The sequence below is a fragment of the Pseudoalteromonas sp. L23 genome, from assembly GCF_021728455.1.
In the GTDB taxonomy this organism is placed as follows: domain Bacteria; phylum Pseudomonadota; class Gammaproteobacteria; order Enterobacterales; family Alteromonadaceae; genus Pseudoalteromonas.
Genome location: NZ_JAKKCW010000002.1, coordinates 109,961 through 129,285, shown reverse-complemented (window position 1 = coordinate 129,285; position 19,325 = coordinate 109,961). Strand labels below are relative to the sequence as shown.

Sequence of the window (19,325 nt, the reverse complement as noted above, 5' to 3'; positions counted from 1 at the left end):
AAATTTGCAGTTAATCGCAGATAACCATAACTTTAGGGATCAAATGAGCGTACAAAAATCAATTTTAATCACAGGTTGTTCTAGCGGGATTGGTTATTACTGCGCTGTGCAATTGTCAAAAGCAGGATATCAAGTTATTGCTTCGGTTAGAAATGCAAAAGACTTGAATAAATTTGAAGGCACAAACATTCAATGTATTCTGCTAGATTTAGCATGTGAGCAAAGTATAAACGATGGCTTTAACCAAGCTTTGACAATCGCAAATGGTCAGCTAGACGCCTTATTCAATAACGGAGCCTACGGCCAACCTGGTGCGGTAGAAGACTTGCCTACAGACGTGTTACGGCAACAATTTGAAGTTAATTTTTTTGGCTGGCATACGCTCACCTGTCTCGCAGTTGAGCAAATGCGTAAGCAAGGCGCAGGCCGCATTGTTCATAACTCATCCGTGCTTGGATTAGTCGCACTGCCATATCGCGGCGCCTATAACGCGAGCAAATTTGCACTTGAAGGACTTACCGATACCCTACGCATGGAGCTTTCAGGTAGCAATATTCAAGTTAGCCTAATAGAGCCAGGTCCAATTTTGTCTAAATTTAGAGAAAACGCGAAACACGTCTTTTTAGCGAATATCGATCACGAAAATAGCGTACATCACGATGCATATCAGGCACAGCTTAACCGATTAAGCTCAGAAGAAGCTCCGCAAAAATTCACTTTGGGGCCAGAAGCTGTTTATAAAGTGCTGCAACACGCGCTGAGTGCTAAGACTGCAAAGCCAAGATATTACGTCACGTTTCCGACCTATTTGATGGGATACTTGAAACGAATATTGAGCAGTAAGGTGCTGGATAAAATCTTAATAAAAAACCGCTAACGTTAGAGTTTATAACGAATATAAAACTAAAAAAGGAGCCAAAGGCTCCTTTTCAATACCAGTTCTAGTCCTAAGACTAATTCTAGTTCCGCTTATTAAGCAGCTAGACCATCTTTTGCTTTAGCAACTAGTGCTGCGAAAGCTACTTGGTCGTATACTGCGATATCAGCTAGGATCTTACGATCAATTTCAATCGATGACTTTTTAAGGCCATTGATGAAACGGCTGTAAGAAAGACCATTTTGACGTGCAGCTGCGTTGATACGAGCAATCCATAGTTGACGGAAAGTACGTTTCTTAGCACGACGGTCACGGTAAGCATATTGACCAGCTTTAGTTACCGCTTGGAAAGCTACGCGGTAAACGCGTGAACGCGCTCCATAGTAACCTTTAGCTTGCTTTAATACTTTTTTGTGACGTGCACGTGCAACTACGCCGCGTTTAACTCTTGCCATTTCTGATATCCTCTATTAAGCGAATGGTAACATACGATCGATTAGGCCTAGGTCATTCTTATGAACCATAGACTTAGCACGAAGGTGTAATTTACGCTTTGAAGATTTCTTAGTCAGAATGTGACGAAGATGCGACTGTTTACGCTTGTAACCGCCAGAAGCAGTCTTTTTGAAGCGCTTAGCAGCACCTCTGTGTGATTTTAGCTTATAAGCCATTTGCAATAACTCCGAATGATATTGCTTTAACACAATGTAAGTAGGCGGAGATAAACTCACTTGTAGGCCTAGCTTACTACCTAAAACCGGTGAAGGATCAATACCTTACTTTAAAACCGGATAACGCAGGTGGCGTTAGCACTTGAGACCTGCGTTAAATTCGATGCGTATTATGCCGAGATTAAGACTTTTTAGCAATAGGCGCCATCATCATTATCATCTGACGACCTTCTACTTTTTTCGGGAAAGACTCAACTGATGCGATATCTTCCAACTCAGTCTTGATACGGTTTAACAGGTCAATACCAATTTCTTGGTGCGCCATTTCACGACCACGGAAGCGAATTGTGACTTTAGCTTTGTCACCACCCTCAAGAAACTTGCGAAGGCTACGTAGCTTAACTTGGTAATCACCAACATCAGTACCAGGACGGAATTTAACTTCCTTAACCTGAATTTGCTTTTGCTTTTTCTTTTGTTCTTTTTGGATTTTTGCTTTTTCAAAAAGGAACTTACCGTAGTCCATCACTTTACAAACTGGTGGTTCAGCGTTTGGACTGATCTCAACTAGATCTAGACCGGCTTCTTCCGCCATGTTTTGTGCGTCTCTTGTTGAGACAATGCCAGCTTGCTCGCCTTCAGCGTCAATTAAGCGAACTTCTTTCGCTGTAATCTCTTCGTTAATACGATTTTTCTGAGCGTTATTTTGCCCTTTTTTGCCGCCTCTAATGGTACGTTCCTCCAAAAAATTCAAAAGTAAATGCGTGCACCAGAAAAAGTAAAGTACACGCAAGTTTATATTTATAGTCGATTTTTAATCTCTTCGCTAACTTTCGCGATGAAATCGTCAACCGAGAATTTACCTAAATCTTCACCAGTACGGGTTCTTACTGCAACTTCTTGTTGCTCGACTTCTTTATCACCCACCACTAGTAAATAAGGTATACGTTTTAAAGTATGCTCGCGGATTTTAAAACCAATCTTCTCATTTCTCAAGTCGGCACAAGCTCTTATTCCAAGTTTATTCAACTTTTGTACAACTTCGTGGACATAATCGGCTTGTTTGTCCGTGATATTCATGATCACAACTTGCTTTGGTGCAAGCCAAGTTGGGAATTGACCAGCGTATTCTTCCGTTAGGATACCAATAAAGCGCTCTAGTGAGCCTAGAATTGCGCGGTGGATCATTACAGGGGTTTTACGCTCGTTATTTTCCGCAACATATGTTGCCCCTAAACGGCCAGGTAGTGCAAAGTCTAATTGCACTGTACCACATTGCCATGCACGCTCTAAACAGTCATATAGCGTAAATTCAATCTTCGGTCCGTAAAACGCACCTTCCCCAGGTAAATATTCAAACTCGATGTCATTGGCTTTCAAAGCATCTGCAAGTGCAGCTTCTGCTTTGTCCCACATTTCATCTTCACCGATACGTTTTTCAGGGCGCGTCGATAATTTAACAACGATCTTTTCGAAGCCAAAAGTTGAATACGTATCATACACCATTTTGATACATGCTGATACTTCGTCCATGATCTGTTCTTCTGTGCAGAATACGTGCGCATCATCTTGTGTAAATCCACGAACACGCATCAAACCATGTAGTGCACCAGATGGTTCATTACGGTGACAACAACCAAACTCAGCCATACGCAATGGTAAATCACGGTATGACTTTAGACCTTGGTTAAAGATCTGCACGTGACCTGGGCAGTTCATCGGCTTAATAGCATACTCACGTTTCTCTGACTCAGTCGTGAACATGGCATCTGAATACTTGTCCCAGTGGCCTGATTTTTCCCACAAACCACGGTCCATCATCAACGGACCTTTTACTTCTTCGTACTGATATTCGCGTAGTTTTTCGCGAACAAAATCTTCAAGCTCACGATAAATGCTCCAGCCATCATTGTGCCAAAATACCATGCCTGGCGCTTCTTCTTGCCAATGCCACAGATCGAGTGCTTTACCAATTTTACGGTGATCACGCTTCTCAGCTTCTTCTAGACGCTTAAGATACGCCTTTAGCTGCTTTTTGTCAGCCCAAGCTGTACCGTAGATACGCTGTAACATCTTGTTTTCTGAGTTGCCGCGCCAGTATGCGCCCGCCACTTTCATAATCTTGAAGTGGTGACAGAACTTCATATTTGGTACGTGCGGACCACGACACATATCAACATATTCTTCGTGGTGATATAAACCTGGGCGGTCATCTTTCGCGATATTCTCGTCTAGGATTTCCATCTTATAGGTTTCACCGCGTGCTGCAAATGCATCGCGCGCTTCTTGCCAGCTCACCTTTTTCTTTACTACGTCGTAGTCGGTTTTTGCCAACTCCAACATACGCTTTTCTATCGCTTCAAGGTCCTCTTGAGTAAGCGAATGCTCTAAGTCAACATCGTAATAGAAACCGTTGTCGATAGTAGGACCAATCGCCATTTTAGCTTCTGGGAACAATTGTTTTACAGCGTGACCAATCAAGTGCGCACACGAGTGACGAATAATTTCAAGACCGTCGTCGTCTTTTGCGGTGATGATTTCAAGTGCTGAATCATTTTCGATGAGGTCACAAGCGTCAACACGAACGCCATTTACACGGCCAGCAATCGTTGCTTTCGCAAGGCCTGGACCGATGTCTTGAGCGACTTCTAGAGTAGTGACAGGGTTTTCAAAAATACGCTGACTGCCGTCAGGGAGAGTAATAACTGGCATGATAAATCCTATTTACAGTGGTGACACCTACAATGCATCACATGTATTTAATTAATTTTAAAGTGTGCCTATCAACGCTTTTACGAATAAGCATTGTCTTGCGCGAATTATCGCGGCTCATCCGAGGACTTTCGAATAAGAATCACTATTCTCGCGTGTTACTTGGCTAAGTGCAAGCCTAGAGCTAAAATTAATCTATTAATTTACAAAAACTATTTTGGGATTCTTCGTGGCCAAAAAGCGTTATCGGTTTGCAACCTTTAATCTACTAAATTTTGCAGCGCCGCCTTATTCTTTTTATCAACTTCATGAGCACTATAATGAAACACAGTGGCAAACCAAAACTCAGTTCATCACGGGACTCATTCAGCATATAAACCCCGATGTCATTGTGTTTCAAGAGGTCTTCTCACCTGATAGCTTACAGATGCTGTGCGAAGACTTGGGTCTTGTCCACTTTGCCACTGTAGATGTGCCAAGTCCTGATCACGTCTACCCGTCGGTACTGTTTAAACCCGTGGTCGCTATCGCATCAAAACTACCATTTAAATCCTTTGCGCCGTTAGAGCCCTGCCCCGAATTACTCGAATACCTTAATAATCAACATCAATTTAAATTCAATCGCACCCCGATAAAATGTAAATTCGACATTCCAGGCTTCGGGTTACTGGCGTGTTATGCCGTCCACTTCAAGTCTCAACGCGTGCATTCAATGGCCCACATGCTGGGAGATTCCAATCAAGATGACCCGCTACTTACATTGCTTCACGAAACCGTTGGTACGATGCAGTCGCAGATCTCACGTTCACTCGAAGCTTCCATCATTTATTACGATGCATTAAAGACACAAAGGGAGAAACAGGCTGCAACGTTAGTGATGGGCGACTTCAATGATGCGTTAGACAGCCCGGCATTATCTTTTATGACGCAAGCCTTTCCACCCGTCCTTGCTAGTAATGGCTTTGATAGTGTCGGGTTGTTCGACAGTTTTCTTTACGCCGACAACAACCATAAAGAAAAACCAGCCAGTCATTACTATCAAGGTGAAGGTAACGTACTTGATTACATTCTTTGTTCAAAAGAATTCAATCCCAACCGAGAAACGCCCAAGGTGAAGTCGTTACATTACTACAGTTACGATGCTCACCTTGATCCGAAGCGTATAGACGAAGATATTTGCTATTCTGACCATGCAGCGATAGCAATAGAAATAACACTGTGAGATAATTCAATTTTTGCATAATCTGGACACGAAAATGAGAACACTTGGGGTTGAAATTTCAGGCAGCGAAGCTCTGCTTTGTATGCTAACGAAAGAAGATGATGTTTTTGATATCAGAGACATTCGTCAGCGACGCTTTACGTTAAGTAATCAAGGGACAGAACTTGATGAAATGCGCAAGTTCCAATTCGACTTTGCAAAACTAGTAGAAGATTACGGCGTAGATTCTATCGCCATTCGTCAACGCCCACACAAAGGCAAATTCGCAGGTAGTGCGGCTGGTTTTAAAATGGAAGCTGCAATCCAGTTAATTTCAGGTGTCGACGTGCAGTTACTTTCTGGCACTGAAGTAAAAGAGCAATTAAAAAGAAACCCAATTCCTGTTGACTATGAAGACACTGGGTTGAAAAAGTTTCAAGAGCAAGCTTTCATCAATGCCTATGTTTATATTCTTCGTAAAACATACGGCAAAGAAGAATAATCATATCAAGGGCCAGCAGTTACTTAGCTACTGGCCTTTTTATTTGCTTCCACATTTATGTCCCCTGTAAATAATTCAAATATAAAATACTTGTAAAAAATTTGCTTTTATTTGATTCAGCCCTCCGCGCTTTTATGCTATTAATATAACCGTAATAAACCGCAAGGAGTGGATTTAGGTGTTACCTCAACAATATGGAAAAGCCGTTATTTTTTGCGCATGTTCGCTGATATCCGTAACAGCATTAGCAAATTCAAGCGCTAACCCTGCTTCCTTAATCTTTGGTGTTAACTCAGATAAACGTGTGTTTGAAAACACACAGTCACTTGAAAGCCAAATTCCAGTCAAAGGGCATTTAGATAGCAGCTCAGCAAACATTCAATATGCAGCAACTTATCATTCTATTGTCGGCAATTATTTTGAAGCAGAAAAACTCACCTCTGGGGTGATCAACCCAGATATGTTGCTAAACGATTATCGGCTAGTTCCTGCGCTAGAAATCATAGCACAAAAGGCTGCTGACACGCGTATCACTATGGTAAACGAGGCGTATCATAATGCTAAACACCGAGCGCTAACGATTGCCCTGTTGAAGCCTTTATATGAACAAGGCTATCGCTATCTTGCATTAGAAGCGCTTACCCCACAGGTAAGCGTTGAGCAGCAAATCAATAAACACGGCTTTACAACATATGAGCATGGGATCTACACCATGGAGGCGACTTACGCTAGCTTGATATTTGAAGCCAAATCGCTTGGCTACGAGATTATTAGTTACGATCACGACTCACAACAAGGTAGAGCCAAAGCCGCGGCTAAACACATAAAAGAAAAGGTATTTGATAACAATCGCGATGCAAAATTACTCGTTCACCTCGGATTTTCTCAACTAGATGAACAAAACCAACTGGCAAGTGAACTCAAGCAAACATTGAAAATTAATCCACTCACAGTTGATCAGGTTCGCTTATCTGAGGTTCAATCAGTGAGTGGCAATACTCCTTTGCTCCTCGCACGAGTAGCAAGCCAATCTCAGCACTACTCTTCAGACCCGCAAAGGTTTGATCTTTCTGTAACTTGGCCCAAAACCACTAAAATCAATAATAGGCCAAGTTGGCTCTCTTCAACGTTTGACTTACAACAACAATCACTCGGTGTATGTAAAAAGGTGTTTCCATGCTATTTAGAGCTGTCATTTTTTGTCGAGGAAGGTAATAAACTCGTCCCAATCGATAAAATTACAGTAGAAAAACCACATGATCAGGTCTATTTAAAGCACTATTCTACGTCACTGACTTTGAGTAGCTATAATGCTGTCACTGGTGAGCTCATTACACAAAAACTACTCAACCAAAAACAACTATAATCATTCGTGCAAATTGAGCACCAATCTGTGACTCGCGCATTTCATACTATCAAGGTAGACTAGCTTCTGAACAAATTTAGGGATCATCCATGTATCGAGTATTTGAACGCTTTACCAAACCCTTTCCCGAGCAAGAAGTTGGTCAGCCACCACAAGGTTTGTTGGCTTTCTGTCGCTTCTATACTAAGGGAATGGAATTACCCTTGTTATTTATGTCGCTAAGTGCTGCGCTCCTCGCAATTTTGGAAGTAACATTATTTGGCTTTATGGGTGATTTAGTTGACTGGCTCTCCACTTATACACCACAAACTCTATTTGAAGCCAAACAAACCGAGTTAATCCGAATGTCTGTGATCACGTTAGTGGCGCTGCCACTGTTAGTCTTTTTTCACAGCGCCATTTTGCATCAGAGTTTATTGGGTAATTACCCAATGTCTATTCGCTGGCAGGCACACCGCTACTTGCTAAAGCAGTCTATGACATTCTATCAAGACGAGTTTGCAGGACGTATTGCAACTAAAGTGATGCAAACTGCCCTAGCCGTGCGCGAATCGGTCATGAAGCTACTCGATGTGCTGGTTTATATTTTAGTGTACTTCACCGCAATGCTCGCGCTTGTTGCAAGCAGTGATATACGTTTGATGATCCCGCTGGTTATTTGGCTTGGCTGCTATATCTGTTTCCAATTCTATTTTGTTCCTAAACTAAAACGCGTTTCTAGTGAGCAGGCTGACGCGCGCTCGGAAATGACGGGAAGGATAGTGGATAGCTACACCAATATTTCAACCGTAAAGCTTTTCTCTTATACCAAACGAGAAGAAGAATATGCCAAAGACAGCATGGATGTGTTTATTCAACCTGTTTATAAGCAGATGCGCTTAGCAACTAGCTTAAACGTTAGTATTCAGGCCTTAAATTATCTACTGGTATTTTCCGTTGCCGCACTTTCCATCTACTTATGGTCATTTAATGCAATAACCGCTGGTGCAATTGCGATTACAGTAGGTTTAGCCTTACGTCTAAATGGCATGGCACAGTGGATAATGTGGGAAATTAGCGGCCTATTCGAAAATATTGGTACCGTTGCAGACGGCATGAACACACTCTCAAGACCGCTTGATATTGTTGACCAACAGACAGCGCCACAGTTAGATTTTAAAGTCGGAAAAATCGACTTTTGTAACACTACCTTCGCTTATAAGCGTAAAGATGCAGCGAGACAACATAACGTCATCGACAACCTGAACCTACATATCAAGCCCGGCGAGAAAATTGGTGTAGTTGGCCGCTCAGGTGCGGGGAAGTCGACCTTAGTGAACTTATTACTGAGATTCTACGATACCGACGGCGGCAGCATCGAAATAGATGGCCAAAATATTGCGAAAGTAAAACAGGAAAGCTTAAGACGTCATATCGCCATGGTGACGCAAGATACTTCTTTGCTCCATCGCAGCGTGCGTGACAATATTCTTTATGGTCGCCCTGATGCATCAGAAGAAGAATTAATAGCCGCAACAAAAGAAGCGCAGGCTTACGATTTTATCCAAGACTTAGAAGACAGTCACGGTAATACTGGCTTTGACGCACAAGTAGGTGAACGCGGTGTGAAACTATCAGGTGGCCAACGCCAACGTATCGCCATTGCCCGTGTATTACTAAAAAATGCGCCAATTTTAATTTTAGACGAAGCCACTTCAGCCTTGGATTCTGAGGTTGAGCAAGCTATCCAAGAGAGCTTAGATGCACTGATGGAAGGTAAAACCGTTATTGCAATTGCCCATAGGTTATCCACGATTGCACAAATGGACAGATTAATCGTTATGGATGAAGGTCGGATAGTAGAAGAAGGAAGCCATCAATCCTTGCTAGCTTTAGGTGGTATTTACGCCAAACTGTGGTCGCATCAAACCGGTGGATTTATTGGCGTTGAGTAACGCCATTACAAAATAGCGAGACCGCCTTTTCAACTAATATATCAAGCTCTGCTTCTGGAAGCGGAGCTTGCCATTTTATAGCGCGTTCCCAATAGCCTAGCTTTTTCAGTGCGCCCCAAAAGTACGCTGCGGCAAAGTCCGCATCAAAACTACCAAGACACCCTGAATTCGCAGCATCTTCGAACCATTGGATCATCGCGGCTTCACAATGACTAAACTTTTCATTTAAATTCTGTGCTTGCTCAAAGCTACGCATCGATTCAATCATCACAATACGCGACAAACGCATATAATCCTCGTCATTCAACAAAGTCATTGCGCTTTTCGCAAGATGTTGCAGTTGCACTGAAAAGTCATAGTTTGGGATAAATTGTATCGCAGTTATCGGCTTAATTCGCTCAATTAACAGCTCAACAACGGCATCAAAGAGCTCGTCTTTGGTCGAGTAATGCTTGTATAACGTGCGCTTTGATACTTCCGCTGATTGACTAATCGACTCCATCGTCGTCGCCTGCAAGCCTTTTTGAGCGAACTCTTCTATCGCTGCACATAAAATTGACTGCTGTTTTGGTGAAAGTTGCGTCATTTACTTATTCTGTCTTTAATTAATAGTGGGAAAAGCGAGCCATTGATAGCTGCTACTCACATGGTCAGTTGTATACCGAGAATCACCTCTCTATACAGAGATAAGCCTTCTTCGTAATAAATCAACATTCCCTTTATTTTAATCAATAAAGTCGTTAATAAAAAGTACACATGATCGTATACCTAAATTGAAGAAAAGTACACGCAACCGTTTACCTTTTATTTCTTTAAGTATACACTACCGTTTACTTGTTTAATTGTCGAACAAATAGCCTTTACTTTGGTGTGGTTAAGGTATGAAATGAACTCACTTGACTGATTGCATCCAGTTGAGTGTGCGTTATTAAAGGCAAATTGCAAGGTAGTTCCCCGTCAAAGCCGGGGCAGCATAAAATGATAATATAGGAATTGGAGTGTTCATGTATCCAGCATCAATACGCAGTCGTGTTAAACACCTATCTTTTTTAATGCTCACGTTAGGCACTTTGTCAGCGTGTTCAGAAGCACCACAGCAAGGGGGCCATGCAATGCCACCTGCGCAAGTGAGTGTACAACAAGTTACTACTCAATCAGTGCCTTTCGATATCGAACTTCCGGCCACTCTCGCGGGTGATAAAGAAGTCGAAATTCGTTCTCGAGTTTCTGGGATCATCGAATCTCGCAACTTTGAGGAAGGTCAATTTGTAAAAGCTGGTCATTCATTATTCACCATCGAGCTTAAACCTTTTGAATTAGCGGTAGAAAAAGCGCAGGCAGCACTTCAGGCAGCAAAAGCAAACGTTGATCAAACTAAGCGCGAGAGCGAAAGGCTTGAGCGTTTGAAGAACGAGCGTTCAGTATCAAAGCGCGACTTTGATAACTCAGTATCGGCCTACGATATTGCAGTTGCGAATTTAGAATCTGCAAAAGTCGCATTGAGTGAAGCCAAGCTAGACCTTGAATACGCCAAAGTTGAAGCACCTGTTTCTGGTATTGTTGGTCGTGAACTGATGTCAGAAGGCAGTTATGTTTCTGGTCCGAGTGTACTATTAACTGAACTTACCGACATTAGCACCATTCGTGCTCGCTTCGGCTTTTCAGAGCGTGAGCAGCTAACAATGCGCCAAGATGTAGAAAATGGCTCATTGTCATTACCAGATCATAATGAATTTGATACCACGATTATTCTGCAAGACGGTTCACTATACGGACAAGCCGGTAAAGTAAACTTTAGCGACGTTCGGGTAAACCGCTTCACGGGTACCAGTGAGTTACAAGCTCGTATTCCTAATGAAAATGGCGAGTTAAGACCGGGTCAGTTTGTTCGAGTTAAACTCTCTGGTGCGGTACGCAATAACGCCATTGTACTTCCGCAAAGAGCGGTATTAGACAACGGCACGGGTAAATTTGTATACATTGCCACCAAAAATGAACAAGGCACAACCGTAGCCCTGCCTGCACCGGTCAAAGTTGGTGAGTGGGTCAAGCTTAATAATGAGAATATGTGGGTTATTCGCGAAGGCTTAAAAGAAGGTCAACCTGTCATCGTTGAAGGCATGGCGAGGATCTTCTTCCCTGGTATGCCAGTGTCTGTGAGCGAGCAAGGGGAATAATCTGATGTTCTCCAAATATTTCATAAACAGGCCTATTTTTGCCTTTGTTATCTCTATCGTGATTGTACTTGCGGGCCTTGCTGCCATGCGCAGTTTGCCTGTTGCGCAGTATCCCGAAATCGCTCCACCTCAAGTTGAGGTACGTGCGGTATACCCTGGTGCATCAGCGGATGTATTAGAACAAACCGTTGCAACCCCTATCGAAAACGCGATTACGGGTGTTGAAGGCATGATGTACATGACATCAACCAGTACCAACTCCGGCGTAACAACTATTGCAGTAACTTTTGAGATTGGAACGGATGTTGATCAGGCTGCCGTAGATGTAAATAACCGGGTGAAGCAAGTTGAAGCTCGTCTCCCTGAAGAAACTAGACGCCAAGGCGTTGTGGTTCAAAAGACATCTTCCAACTTCTTGCAAGTACACGCGTTCTATTCGCCAGATGGCACTCGAGAAAGTCTCTGGACATCTAATTACGTCACCATGAATATCCTTGACCGCGTCAAACGCATTCCTGGTACGACGAACGTGCAGATCTTCGGTGCTAAAGACTATGCCATGCGTATTTGGCTGCGCCCGGATATTATGAGTCAACTGCAAGTCACAGCAGACGATATTGCGGGTGCAATTAGAGAGCAAAACTCTCAGTATGCAGCGGGTAGTATTGGTGCAACACCGACATCTCAAGACGCGCAATCGCTCGTTTATAGTGTCACCGCGAAAGGACGTTTATCGACGGCTGAAGAGTTCGAAAATATCATTGTTCGAGCAAACCCAGATGGCTCAACACTGCGCCTTAAGGATGTTGCTCGCGTAGAGCTTGGTTCTAAAGACTATAACTTCCAAGGTACTATTAACGGTAAAGAAGCGGTATTGCTCGGTGTATTCTTGCAACCGGGCGCGAATGCGCTTGACGTGGCTAAAGCAGTAGAGGCTGAAATTGAACAGATCAAACCTCAGTTCCCTACAGGCCTCGCCCACGTTAACTCTTACGACACCACACGCTTTGTAGAAGTCTCAATTCGCGAGGTGTTAAAAACGCTTGGTGAAGCAATGATTTTGGTATTCTTAGTGGTTTACCTGTTCTTGCAAAACTGGCGTGCAACGCTAATTCCAACGCTTGCAGTTCCGGTCTCGTTACTTGGTACATTTGCAGGTCTCTATATGCTCGGTTACTCGATTAACACGCTTACGCTGTTCGGCATGGTGTTATCGATTGGTATCGTGGTAGATGACGCCATTGTAGTACTTGAGAATGTCGAGCGTATTATGCATGAGCAAGGCTTGCAGGCTAGAGAAGCAGCAGTTAAAGCGATGCAGGAAGTAAGCGGCCCCGTAGTCGCGATTGTATTGGTATTGTGTTCGGTGTTTGTACCTATCGCTTTCCTGGGTGGGTTAACAGGCGAGCTATTCCGCCAATTTGCGATCACAATCTCCATCTCTGTAAGTTTATCCGGTGTGGTTGCACTGACAATGACGCCTGCACTTTGTGTATTGCTGCTTAAGCACGAGCACAAACAAGATGCCAAGTTTTTCTTGTGGTTCAATGACTGGTTCCATCGTGTGACCGGACGCTATGTTGGCGCGGTTAGCTTTATGGTTCGCCGTGGTTTTGTAGGCCTAACCTTAATGGTAGCGATGATTGGTGCAACGGTATTCCTGTGGCAAAAAACACCAAGCTCGTTGGTACCAGATGAAGACCAAGGTTACTATATGATAGCGGTGTTCTTGCCTGATGGCTCTTCGTTAGAGCGCACTGCTAAAGTGGCCGATGAAGTGATAGCGGCTGCAAAGTCAAACCCAGCTAACGAAAACGTCGTGGCGTTTACGGGGATGGACTTCATCGGTGGTGGCTTCAAAAATAGCGCGGCGACTATGTTCGTGACGCAAACACATTGGGATGAACGCGATGTGTCGGCGAAGGAACTTGTTGGTGAGTTATTTATGAAAACCGCGCATATTAACGAAGCATTAGTGCTGGCGTTTAACCCACCGCCAATTTTCGGCTTGGGTACAACAGGCGGATTTGAAGTCTTCTTGCAAAATAAAGGCGGCTCTGATCCCGCTAAATTGAAGCAAGGCATGCAGATGATCATGGCCGAGGCGCAGAAGAGCCCTATCCTTACAGGCATTCAAACGCTATGGCGTCCTGATGCACCACAGCTAAAAGTGCATATGGATCGTGAACAAGCGCGTGCCATGGGGGTTAATATCAATTCTGCGTTTAACGCACTTGCAGCCAATTTAGGTAATTACTACGTCAACGACTTCAATAAATTTGGTCGTGCATGGCAAGTGATTATGTCCGCTGAAGCCGAATTTAGAATGACACCGGAAGATGTTGGCCGCATTTATGTGAAAAACAATCGTGGCGAAATGGTACCAATTTCTGCATTTACGGATGTTGAGTATAGTCGCGGCCCGGAAACCATGAATCGTTACAATAACTTATCTGCAGTTAAGTTAATGGGCGAAGCAGCACCTGGCTACAGCTCAGGTCAAGCTATCGCGGAGTTTGAGCGTATCGCCAACAAAGTGCTACCACCTGATATGACTTACGAGTGGACGGGTTCCGCGTTCCAAGAAAAGCAAAACTCTGGTACAACCGGTATTGCACTCGGTATGGCCGTGATCATGGTATTTTTGATCCTCGCAGCACTTTATGAGCGCTGGTCATTACCATTCTCGGTTATGTTAGCGCTACCGTTTGGTACTTTTGGTGCACTGGTCTCAATCTGGATTGCGGGGCTAACCAACGACGTTTACTTCCAAATCGGTTTGGTTACCCTACTTGGCCTTGCCAGTAAAAATGCCATTCTTATTGTCGAGTACGCGCTAATGAAATATCAAGAAGGATGGAGTCCAGCAACCGCAGCCCTTGAAGCGGCAAGACTGCGTTTTAGACCTATTATCATGACTTCACTTGCTTTCATACTTGGCGTAGTTCCGCTGGTTATGAGTTCTGGAGCTGGCGCAGGAGCAAGACACAGTGTGGGTACTGGCGTAATGGGTGGTATGCTCTCGGCTACCTTCCTCGCAGTATTCTTCTTGCCACTGTTCTTTTACTGGCTAATGGCAAGACGGATGTCAGAGAAGCGTTCTAAGCAAGAACTTTCAGATGAAATCGCGAAGCATCATAAAGATGAGCATGTCGATACAGATGAAGGATTAGCTTAATAACATCCCTTAAGTGAAACCACAAAACGCCTGAATTTTCAGGCGTTTTTTATACCCCAAAAAAGCTACTCTTGACCTTTCCACTACCTCACCATCACACACTTTATCACTAGCCATTAGTCGTAATTTCATGCTTTTCGTCCAAATGCACTTGATTTTGTCGACAATTAGGTTATCACTGATAAAGCATAATGATAAAAACTAGAGATCAACAGCAAGGACAAGATATGACAACAGAGAGCCAATTAATAAATGCAAGTGCACTTACAAAGAGTTACTTCAAAGGCCCCCAAGTAGCACCGCTTACTCAACTCACCATAGGGCAATACCTAGAAGATATTGTCGACAATTATCCAGAAAGAGAAGCCATTGTTGTCTCTCATCAATCTGTTCGCTTAAATTATCGAGAGTATCTCGCCAAAATAAATCAACTTGCCGCAAGCCTTTTAGCTGTAGGCATACAACCAGGGGATAGAGTTGGGATTTGGTCTCCAAACAATCTTGAATGGAGTCTAGTGCAATTTGCAACCGCTAAAATTGGCGCGATCATGGTGTGCATTAACCCAGCTTATCGTCCAAGCGAGCTTGAATACGTGCTAAACAACGTTGAGTGTAAGATGTTAGTTATGGCGAAATCATTTAAACATAGCCATTACGTTGACATGATAAGAGAGCTGGCACCAGAATCTTATGACTGCATGTTTGGCGAATTGTCTTCACAGCGCCTTCCCTCTCTCAAACAGATTGTGCTGATTGACGAGGATATTGAACCAGGTCTAATGAATTTCAGCACCCTGTTATCTAAAGCTAATGATGCCCACTATCTTGAGGCAAATGCGATTGCAGCCAACCTCAGTGCCAGCGACGCAATCAATATTCAATTCACTTCAGGTACTACAGGCAACCCGAAAGGCGCCACCCTCACCCACAGTAATATCCTCAATAACGGATTACTCGTCGCCAATGCCATGAAGCTCACAGAGCAAGACAAGCTTTGTATTCCCGTGCCGCTTTATCATTGTTTTGGCATGGTGCTCGGTAATCTCGTTTGTATCAGTAAAGGGGCGTGCGCTGTATTCCCTAACGATAGCTTTGATCCGCTTGTCACCTTAGAAGTTGTTGAACGAGAAAAGTGCACTGGGCTTCACGGTGTACCAACAATGTTTATCGCACAATTAGAGCACTCAGACTTTACACAGTTTGATCTATCTTCGCTGCGCACTGGCGTGATGGCAGGCTCTACCTGCCCTGAAAAGGTCATGCGCCAAGTACAAACCCAAATGCATATGACCGATGTACTAATTGGTTACGGGCAAACCGAGTGCAGCCCAATCAATAATATTACCGAAATCGATTCGCCTGTTGAGAAACGCGTGCAGACTGTTGGTCGCGCTATGCCACATACCGAGGTCAAAATTATTGACGAGCTAGGACATATTGCCCCAATTGGTACGCCTGGTGAGGTATGTGCCCGAGGATATTGCGTAATGAAAGGCTATTGGCAAGACCCAGAAAAAACAGCAGCAACCATTGATAACGATGGCTGGCTACATTCTGGCGATTTAGGGGTAATGGATGACGAAGGGTTCGTTAGCATCGTCGGCCGCATAAAAGACATGATCATTCGCGGTGGCGAGAATATTTACCCCAGAGAAATTGAGGAAGTGCTTTATCATCATCATGATATTCAAGACGCCGCTGTATTTGGGATCAAAGACGAAAAATATGGTGAGGAAGTATGTGTTTGGGTTCAACTTAAGCCCGGACACTATATTTCGGAACAAGATATTCGTATATTTTTAAAAGATAAACTCGCCTATTTCAAAGTCCCAAAACATATCAAGCTCGTTGAAAATTATCCGATGACAGTCACAGGCAAGCTACAAAAGTTCAAAATGCGAGAGCAAATGGAAAGTGAGCTTGATGCATTTGCCGAATCTCAGTAACTAAGATGAGTAAGTGGTGAGCAATATCCTAGCTCACCACTTACGTAGCTCTTACAACGCGTTTGAAAACTTTGCTCTGTAAAAATCACAATCACCGCTAAGCTACAACTCAACTAATTGTTTAAATTGAATTTTTCTTTGGTTCATTTCTTGCTGTTAGTTTCTAAATTTTATATGAAGGAAACGAGCAATGACCAAGTGTCCATTAACCACCACAGCTGGTAATCCAATCGCCGATAATCAAAATAGTCTTACCGCAGGTCCTAGAGGCCCATTATTGGTTGAGGACTACCAATTAATCGAAAAACTGGCGCATCAAAATAGAGAACGTATTCCAGAGCGTACCGTGCATGCTAAAGGATGGGGTGCGTTTGGAACATTTACGGTAACAAACGATATAAGCCGATATACCAAGGCAAAGCTATTTGCTGAGGTTGATAAGCAAACCGACATTCTGATGCGCTTTTCAACAGTAGCCGGTGAAAAAGGGGCTGCCGATGCGGAGCGTGACGTAAGAGGTTTCTCGATAAAGTTTTACACTGATGAAGGAAATTGGGATTTAGTTGGTAATAATACCCCCGTATTTTTTGTCCGTGATCCGTATAAATTCCCAGATTTTATTCACACCCAAAAGCGCCACCCAAAAACCAACCTTCGTTCCAACACCGCGCAATGGGATTTTTGGTCACTGTCGCCAGAAAGCCTGCATCAAGTATTGATTTTAATGTCTGACCGTGGTTTGCCAACGGATGTGAGACATATGAATGGCTATGGCTCTCACACCTTTAGTTTGATTAACGAGGAAAACCAAAGAGTTTGGGTGAAGTTTCATATGAAAACCCAACAAGGCCACCAGCATCATACCGATGAAGAGTCAAAATCAGTAATTGGCGAAAGCAGAGAGAGTTTTCAAGAGGACTTGCTTGAGGCCATAGAGCGCGGAAATTATCCGAAATGGGATATGAAAATTCAGGTGATGACTGAAGCACAAGCAAAACAGTTCCAACACAATCCGTTTGATTTAACCAAAGTCTGGCCGCATGGCGACTTTCCACTCATCGATGTTGGCACACTCGAATTAAATCGCGTACCAGACAATTATTTTGCAGAGATAGAACAAGCTGCATTTAGTCCGTCTAACGTGGTGTCTGGCATTGGGTTTTCTCCGGATAAAATGTTGCAAGCACGCATTTTCTCCTATGCTGATGCTCACCGCTACCGACTCGGTACGCATTATGAGGCATTACCCGTTAATCGTCCAAAATGCCCAGTGCACCATTACCACAAAGACGGTGCAATGCGGTTCTTTAACAATGAGCCGGGTGGTAACGAAGATGCTTACTACGAGCCTAACTCGATGGGAGGCCCAAAAGAGAGCCCAGAGTATAAACGCCCTGCTCTTGAGCTTGAAGGAATGGCGGATAGATACGACCACCGCAAAGACAATGATGATTTTTCACAGCCTCGTGCCCTATATTGCCTATTTGATGATGCCCAAAAACAGCGCTTGTACGGCAACATAGCACGCGCTATGGAGGGTGTACCTGAATATATCATTGAACGCCAACTTGGGTTATTTAAATCTGTTCACGAAGAACTTGAAGCCGGTGTTAGAACGGCACTGAATGAAAAAGGTTAACTGCCTAATCTGAACAAAAAGCTAGCACCTGAAGTGCTAGCTTTTAAAGCTGCTAGATTTGTGACCATGCCTTTTGGGTTCCAAACGCATAAGCCCCACCTATAACCAAGCAAATTGATGAACTCACCAGCCAAAACGTCATGCTATTATCTGGGATCGTTGGCATGATAAAAACAAACCCAATTCCCCTTATTAAAAAGATTGCACTTATTACACACAGGGCGATTTTAAGCATAGGTAATTGTCGGATCCGTTTCGCCCCTGAAAACGCATAGCATGACCAGAGCAGTAAAATCGTAGCGATAACGGCAGTGACAATGTGCGGATAAATAAGCCCCTGTTCGGCCATAGTAGCCATTTCCTCGCCCGCACCAAAAAAGCGATACCAAGGCGCGCCAAAGATAATGCAGCCAATGTGCGCCACTGCCGCAATGGCTGTACACACACCCGCGAAGAGTAAAAAGTAGTTGGTCGTTTGAGTTTTCGTGTTCAAGTTCATTTCCCTATATTGTCAACTTGCTTAAGTATCGCTGCTCTGCCTTTGCCTGTCGATAGATATGCGCTCAACAGGAATTATTTGTAGGTCGTGATTTATCACGACAAATGATTTCCACCGCCTAAGGTACGGCATTAAAACCAAAAAGATCGCGGGGTGAACCCGCTCCTACCCGATATAGATTTAGCAAAAAATGAGATCAACCAAATAAATTTGTGAAGCTTGTTATTTGTAGGTCTTGATTTATCCGAGCAAAAAGATTTCCGTGGCATAGGGTGCGGTATTTAAACCTAAAAGATCGCGGGGTGAACCCACTTTTACTCGCAATAAGTAAACGCCATTTAAAAAATTTTGTACCTTTTATTTTAGGGGGCGTTTTTATAACCTTTTTTGAGTGATTTATATTAAGAACCAATGGGTTATAACCAAAAGTTGATACCATTCTGGATGAACCTATTTCCTAATTTAGGGATTTTTTAAAAATATTAAACATATCATATAGTTAACCTAAAAACCTGTTGCTAGGTTCATCCAGTTCAATTAAATCAATTAGTTAGCTTAACTTTTTACTTCCAAAATGACAGTTTTTTGCTAAAATCAATACAGTTTCTTGATTGACGCTGGAG

15 protein-coding genes are annotated in these 19,325 nt (G+C 43.4%); 9 read left to right on the top strand and 6 right to left on the bottom strand.

Annotated elements, in window-relative coordinates; translation table 11 throughout:
* Positions 1–43 precede the first annotated feature (43 nt).
* Entirely contained in the window at positions 44–877 is an 834-nt protein-coding gene (locus L3V43_RS04380; protein ID WP_235368127.1) for an SDR family oxidoreductase, read from the top strand.
* 95 nt (positions 878–972) lie between these two features.
* Here L3V43_RS04380 and rplT read toward each other — a convergent pair whose 3' ends face one another.
* The 4 genes from rplT to thrS form a co-directional block, all read right to left on the bottom strand.
* Positions 973–1,332: a 50S ribosomal protein L20 gene (gene rplT / locus L3V43_RS04375; RefSeq protein ID WP_010376973.1), complete on the bottom strand. Its 360-nt coding sequence runs from the start codon at positions 1,330–1,332 to the stop codon at positions 973–975.
* A 15-nt stretch (positions 1,333–1,347) separates the two neighbouring features.
* A complete protein-coding gene (gene rpmI, locus L3V43_RS04370; RefSeq protein ID WP_010604868.1) occupies positions 1,348–1,548 on the bottom strand; it encodes a 50S ribosomal protein L35 in 201 nt (66 codons plus the stop codon).
* A 181-nt stretch (positions 1,549–1,729) separates the two neighbouring features.
* Positions 1,730–2,293 carry a translation initiation factor IF-3 gene (infC, locus tag L3V43_RS04365; protein WP_095729294.1) on the bottom strand — a complete coding sequence of 188 codons (564 nt, stop codon included), beginning with the start codon at positions 2,291–2,293 and terminating at the stop codon, positions 1,730–1,732.
* Between the two features lie 56 nt (positions 2,294–2,349).
* Positions 2,350–4,260, bottom strand: a complete 1,911-nt coding sequence (gene thrS / locus L3V43_RS04360) for a threonine--tRNA ligase (RefSeq protein ID WP_095729293.1) — start codon at positions 4,258–4,260, stop codon at positions 2,350–2,352.
* Between the two features lie 229 nt (positions 4,261–4,489).
* Between thrS and L3V43_RS04355 the strand changes: the two genes are divergently transcribed.
* The 4 genes from L3V43_RS04355 to L3V43_RS04340 all read left to right on the top strand — a co-directional run bounded on the left by L3V43_RS04355 (position 4,490) and on the right by L3V43_RS04340 (position 9,263).
* Complete coding sequence (locus L3V43_RS04355) at positions 4,490–5,482, top strand: endonuclease/exonuclease/phosphatase family protein (RefSeq protein ID WP_235368128.1); 993 nt, start codon at positions 4,490–4,492, stop codon at positions 5,480–5,482.
* 34 nt (positions 5,483–5,516) lie between these two features.
* Positions 5,517–5,963: a DUF3010 family protein gene (locus L3V43_RS04350; RefSeq protein ID WP_010604871.1), complete on the top strand. Its 447-nt coding sequence runs from the start codon at positions 5,517–5,519 to the stop codon at positions 5,961–5,963.
* A gap of 178 nt (positions 5,964–6,141) precedes the next feature.
* Entirely contained in the window at positions 6,142–7,329 is a 1,188-nt protein-coding gene (locus tag L3V43_RS04345; protein WP_237116009.1) for a hypothetical protein, read from the top strand.
* A gap of 89 nt (positions 7,330–7,418) precedes the next feature.
* Complete coding sequence (locus tag L3V43_RS04340; protein WP_237116008.1) at positions 7,419–9,263, top strand: ABC transporter ATP-binding protein; 1,845 nt, start codon at positions 7,419–7,421, stop codon at positions 9,261–9,263.
* On the opposite strand, the gene L3V43_RS04335 is transcribed toward L3V43_RS04340, so the two are convergent.
* Positions 9,247–9,849, bottom strand: a complete 603-nt coding sequence (locus L3V43_RS04335) for a TetR/AcrR family transcriptional regulator (protein WP_010604874.1) — start codon at positions 9,847–9,849, stop codon at positions 9,247–9,249. The genes L3V43_RS04340 and L3V43_RS04335 overlap by 17 nt on opposite strands.
* A gap of 418 nt (positions 9,850–10,267) precedes the next feature.
* Between L3V43_RS04335 and L3V43_RS04330 the strand changes: the two genes are divergently transcribed.
* The 4 genes from L3V43_RS04330 to L3V43_RS04315 all read left to right on the top strand — a co-directional run bounded on the left by L3V43_RS04330 (position 10,268) and on the right by L3V43_RS04315 (position 18,203).
* The gene (locus L3V43_RS04330; protein WP_102056877.1) at positions 10,268–11,440 is read left to right on the top strand and encodes an efflux RND transporter periplasmic adaptor subunit; all 1,173 of its coding nucleotides are present in this window, start codon (positions 10,268–10,270) and stop codon (positions 11,438–11,440) included.
* Positions 11,441–11,444: 4 nt separating this feature from the next.
* A complete protein-coding gene (locus L3V43_RS04325) occupies positions 11,445–14,618 on the top strand; it encodes a multidrug efflux RND transporter permease subunit (protein WP_010604876.1) in 3,174 nt (1,057 codons plus the stop codon).
* 227 nt (positions 14,619–14,845) lie between these two features.
* Positions 14,846–16,564, top strand: coding sequence for an AMP-binding protein (locus L3V43_RS04320; RefSeq protein WP_029215772.1), 1,719 nt, complete (start codon positions 14,846–14,848; stop codon positions 16,562–16,564).
* A 190-nt stretch (positions 16,565–16,754) separates the two neighbouring features.
* Positions 16,755–18,203 (top strand): catalase, encoded by a 1,449-nt coding sequence (locus tag L3V43_RS04315; protein ID WP_102056878.1) that lies wholly within the window; start codon positions 16,755–16,757, stop codon positions 18,201–18,203.
* A 52-nt stretch (positions 18,204–18,255) separates the two neighbouring features.
* Here L3V43_RS04315 and L3V43_RS04310 read toward each other — a convergent pair whose 3' ends face one another.
* Positions 18,256–18,702, bottom strand: a complete 447-nt coding sequence (locus L3V43_RS04310) for a hypothetical protein (protein WP_237116007.1) — start codon at positions 18,700–18,702, stop codon at positions 18,256–18,258.
* Positions 18,703–19,325 lie beyond the last annotated feature (623 nt).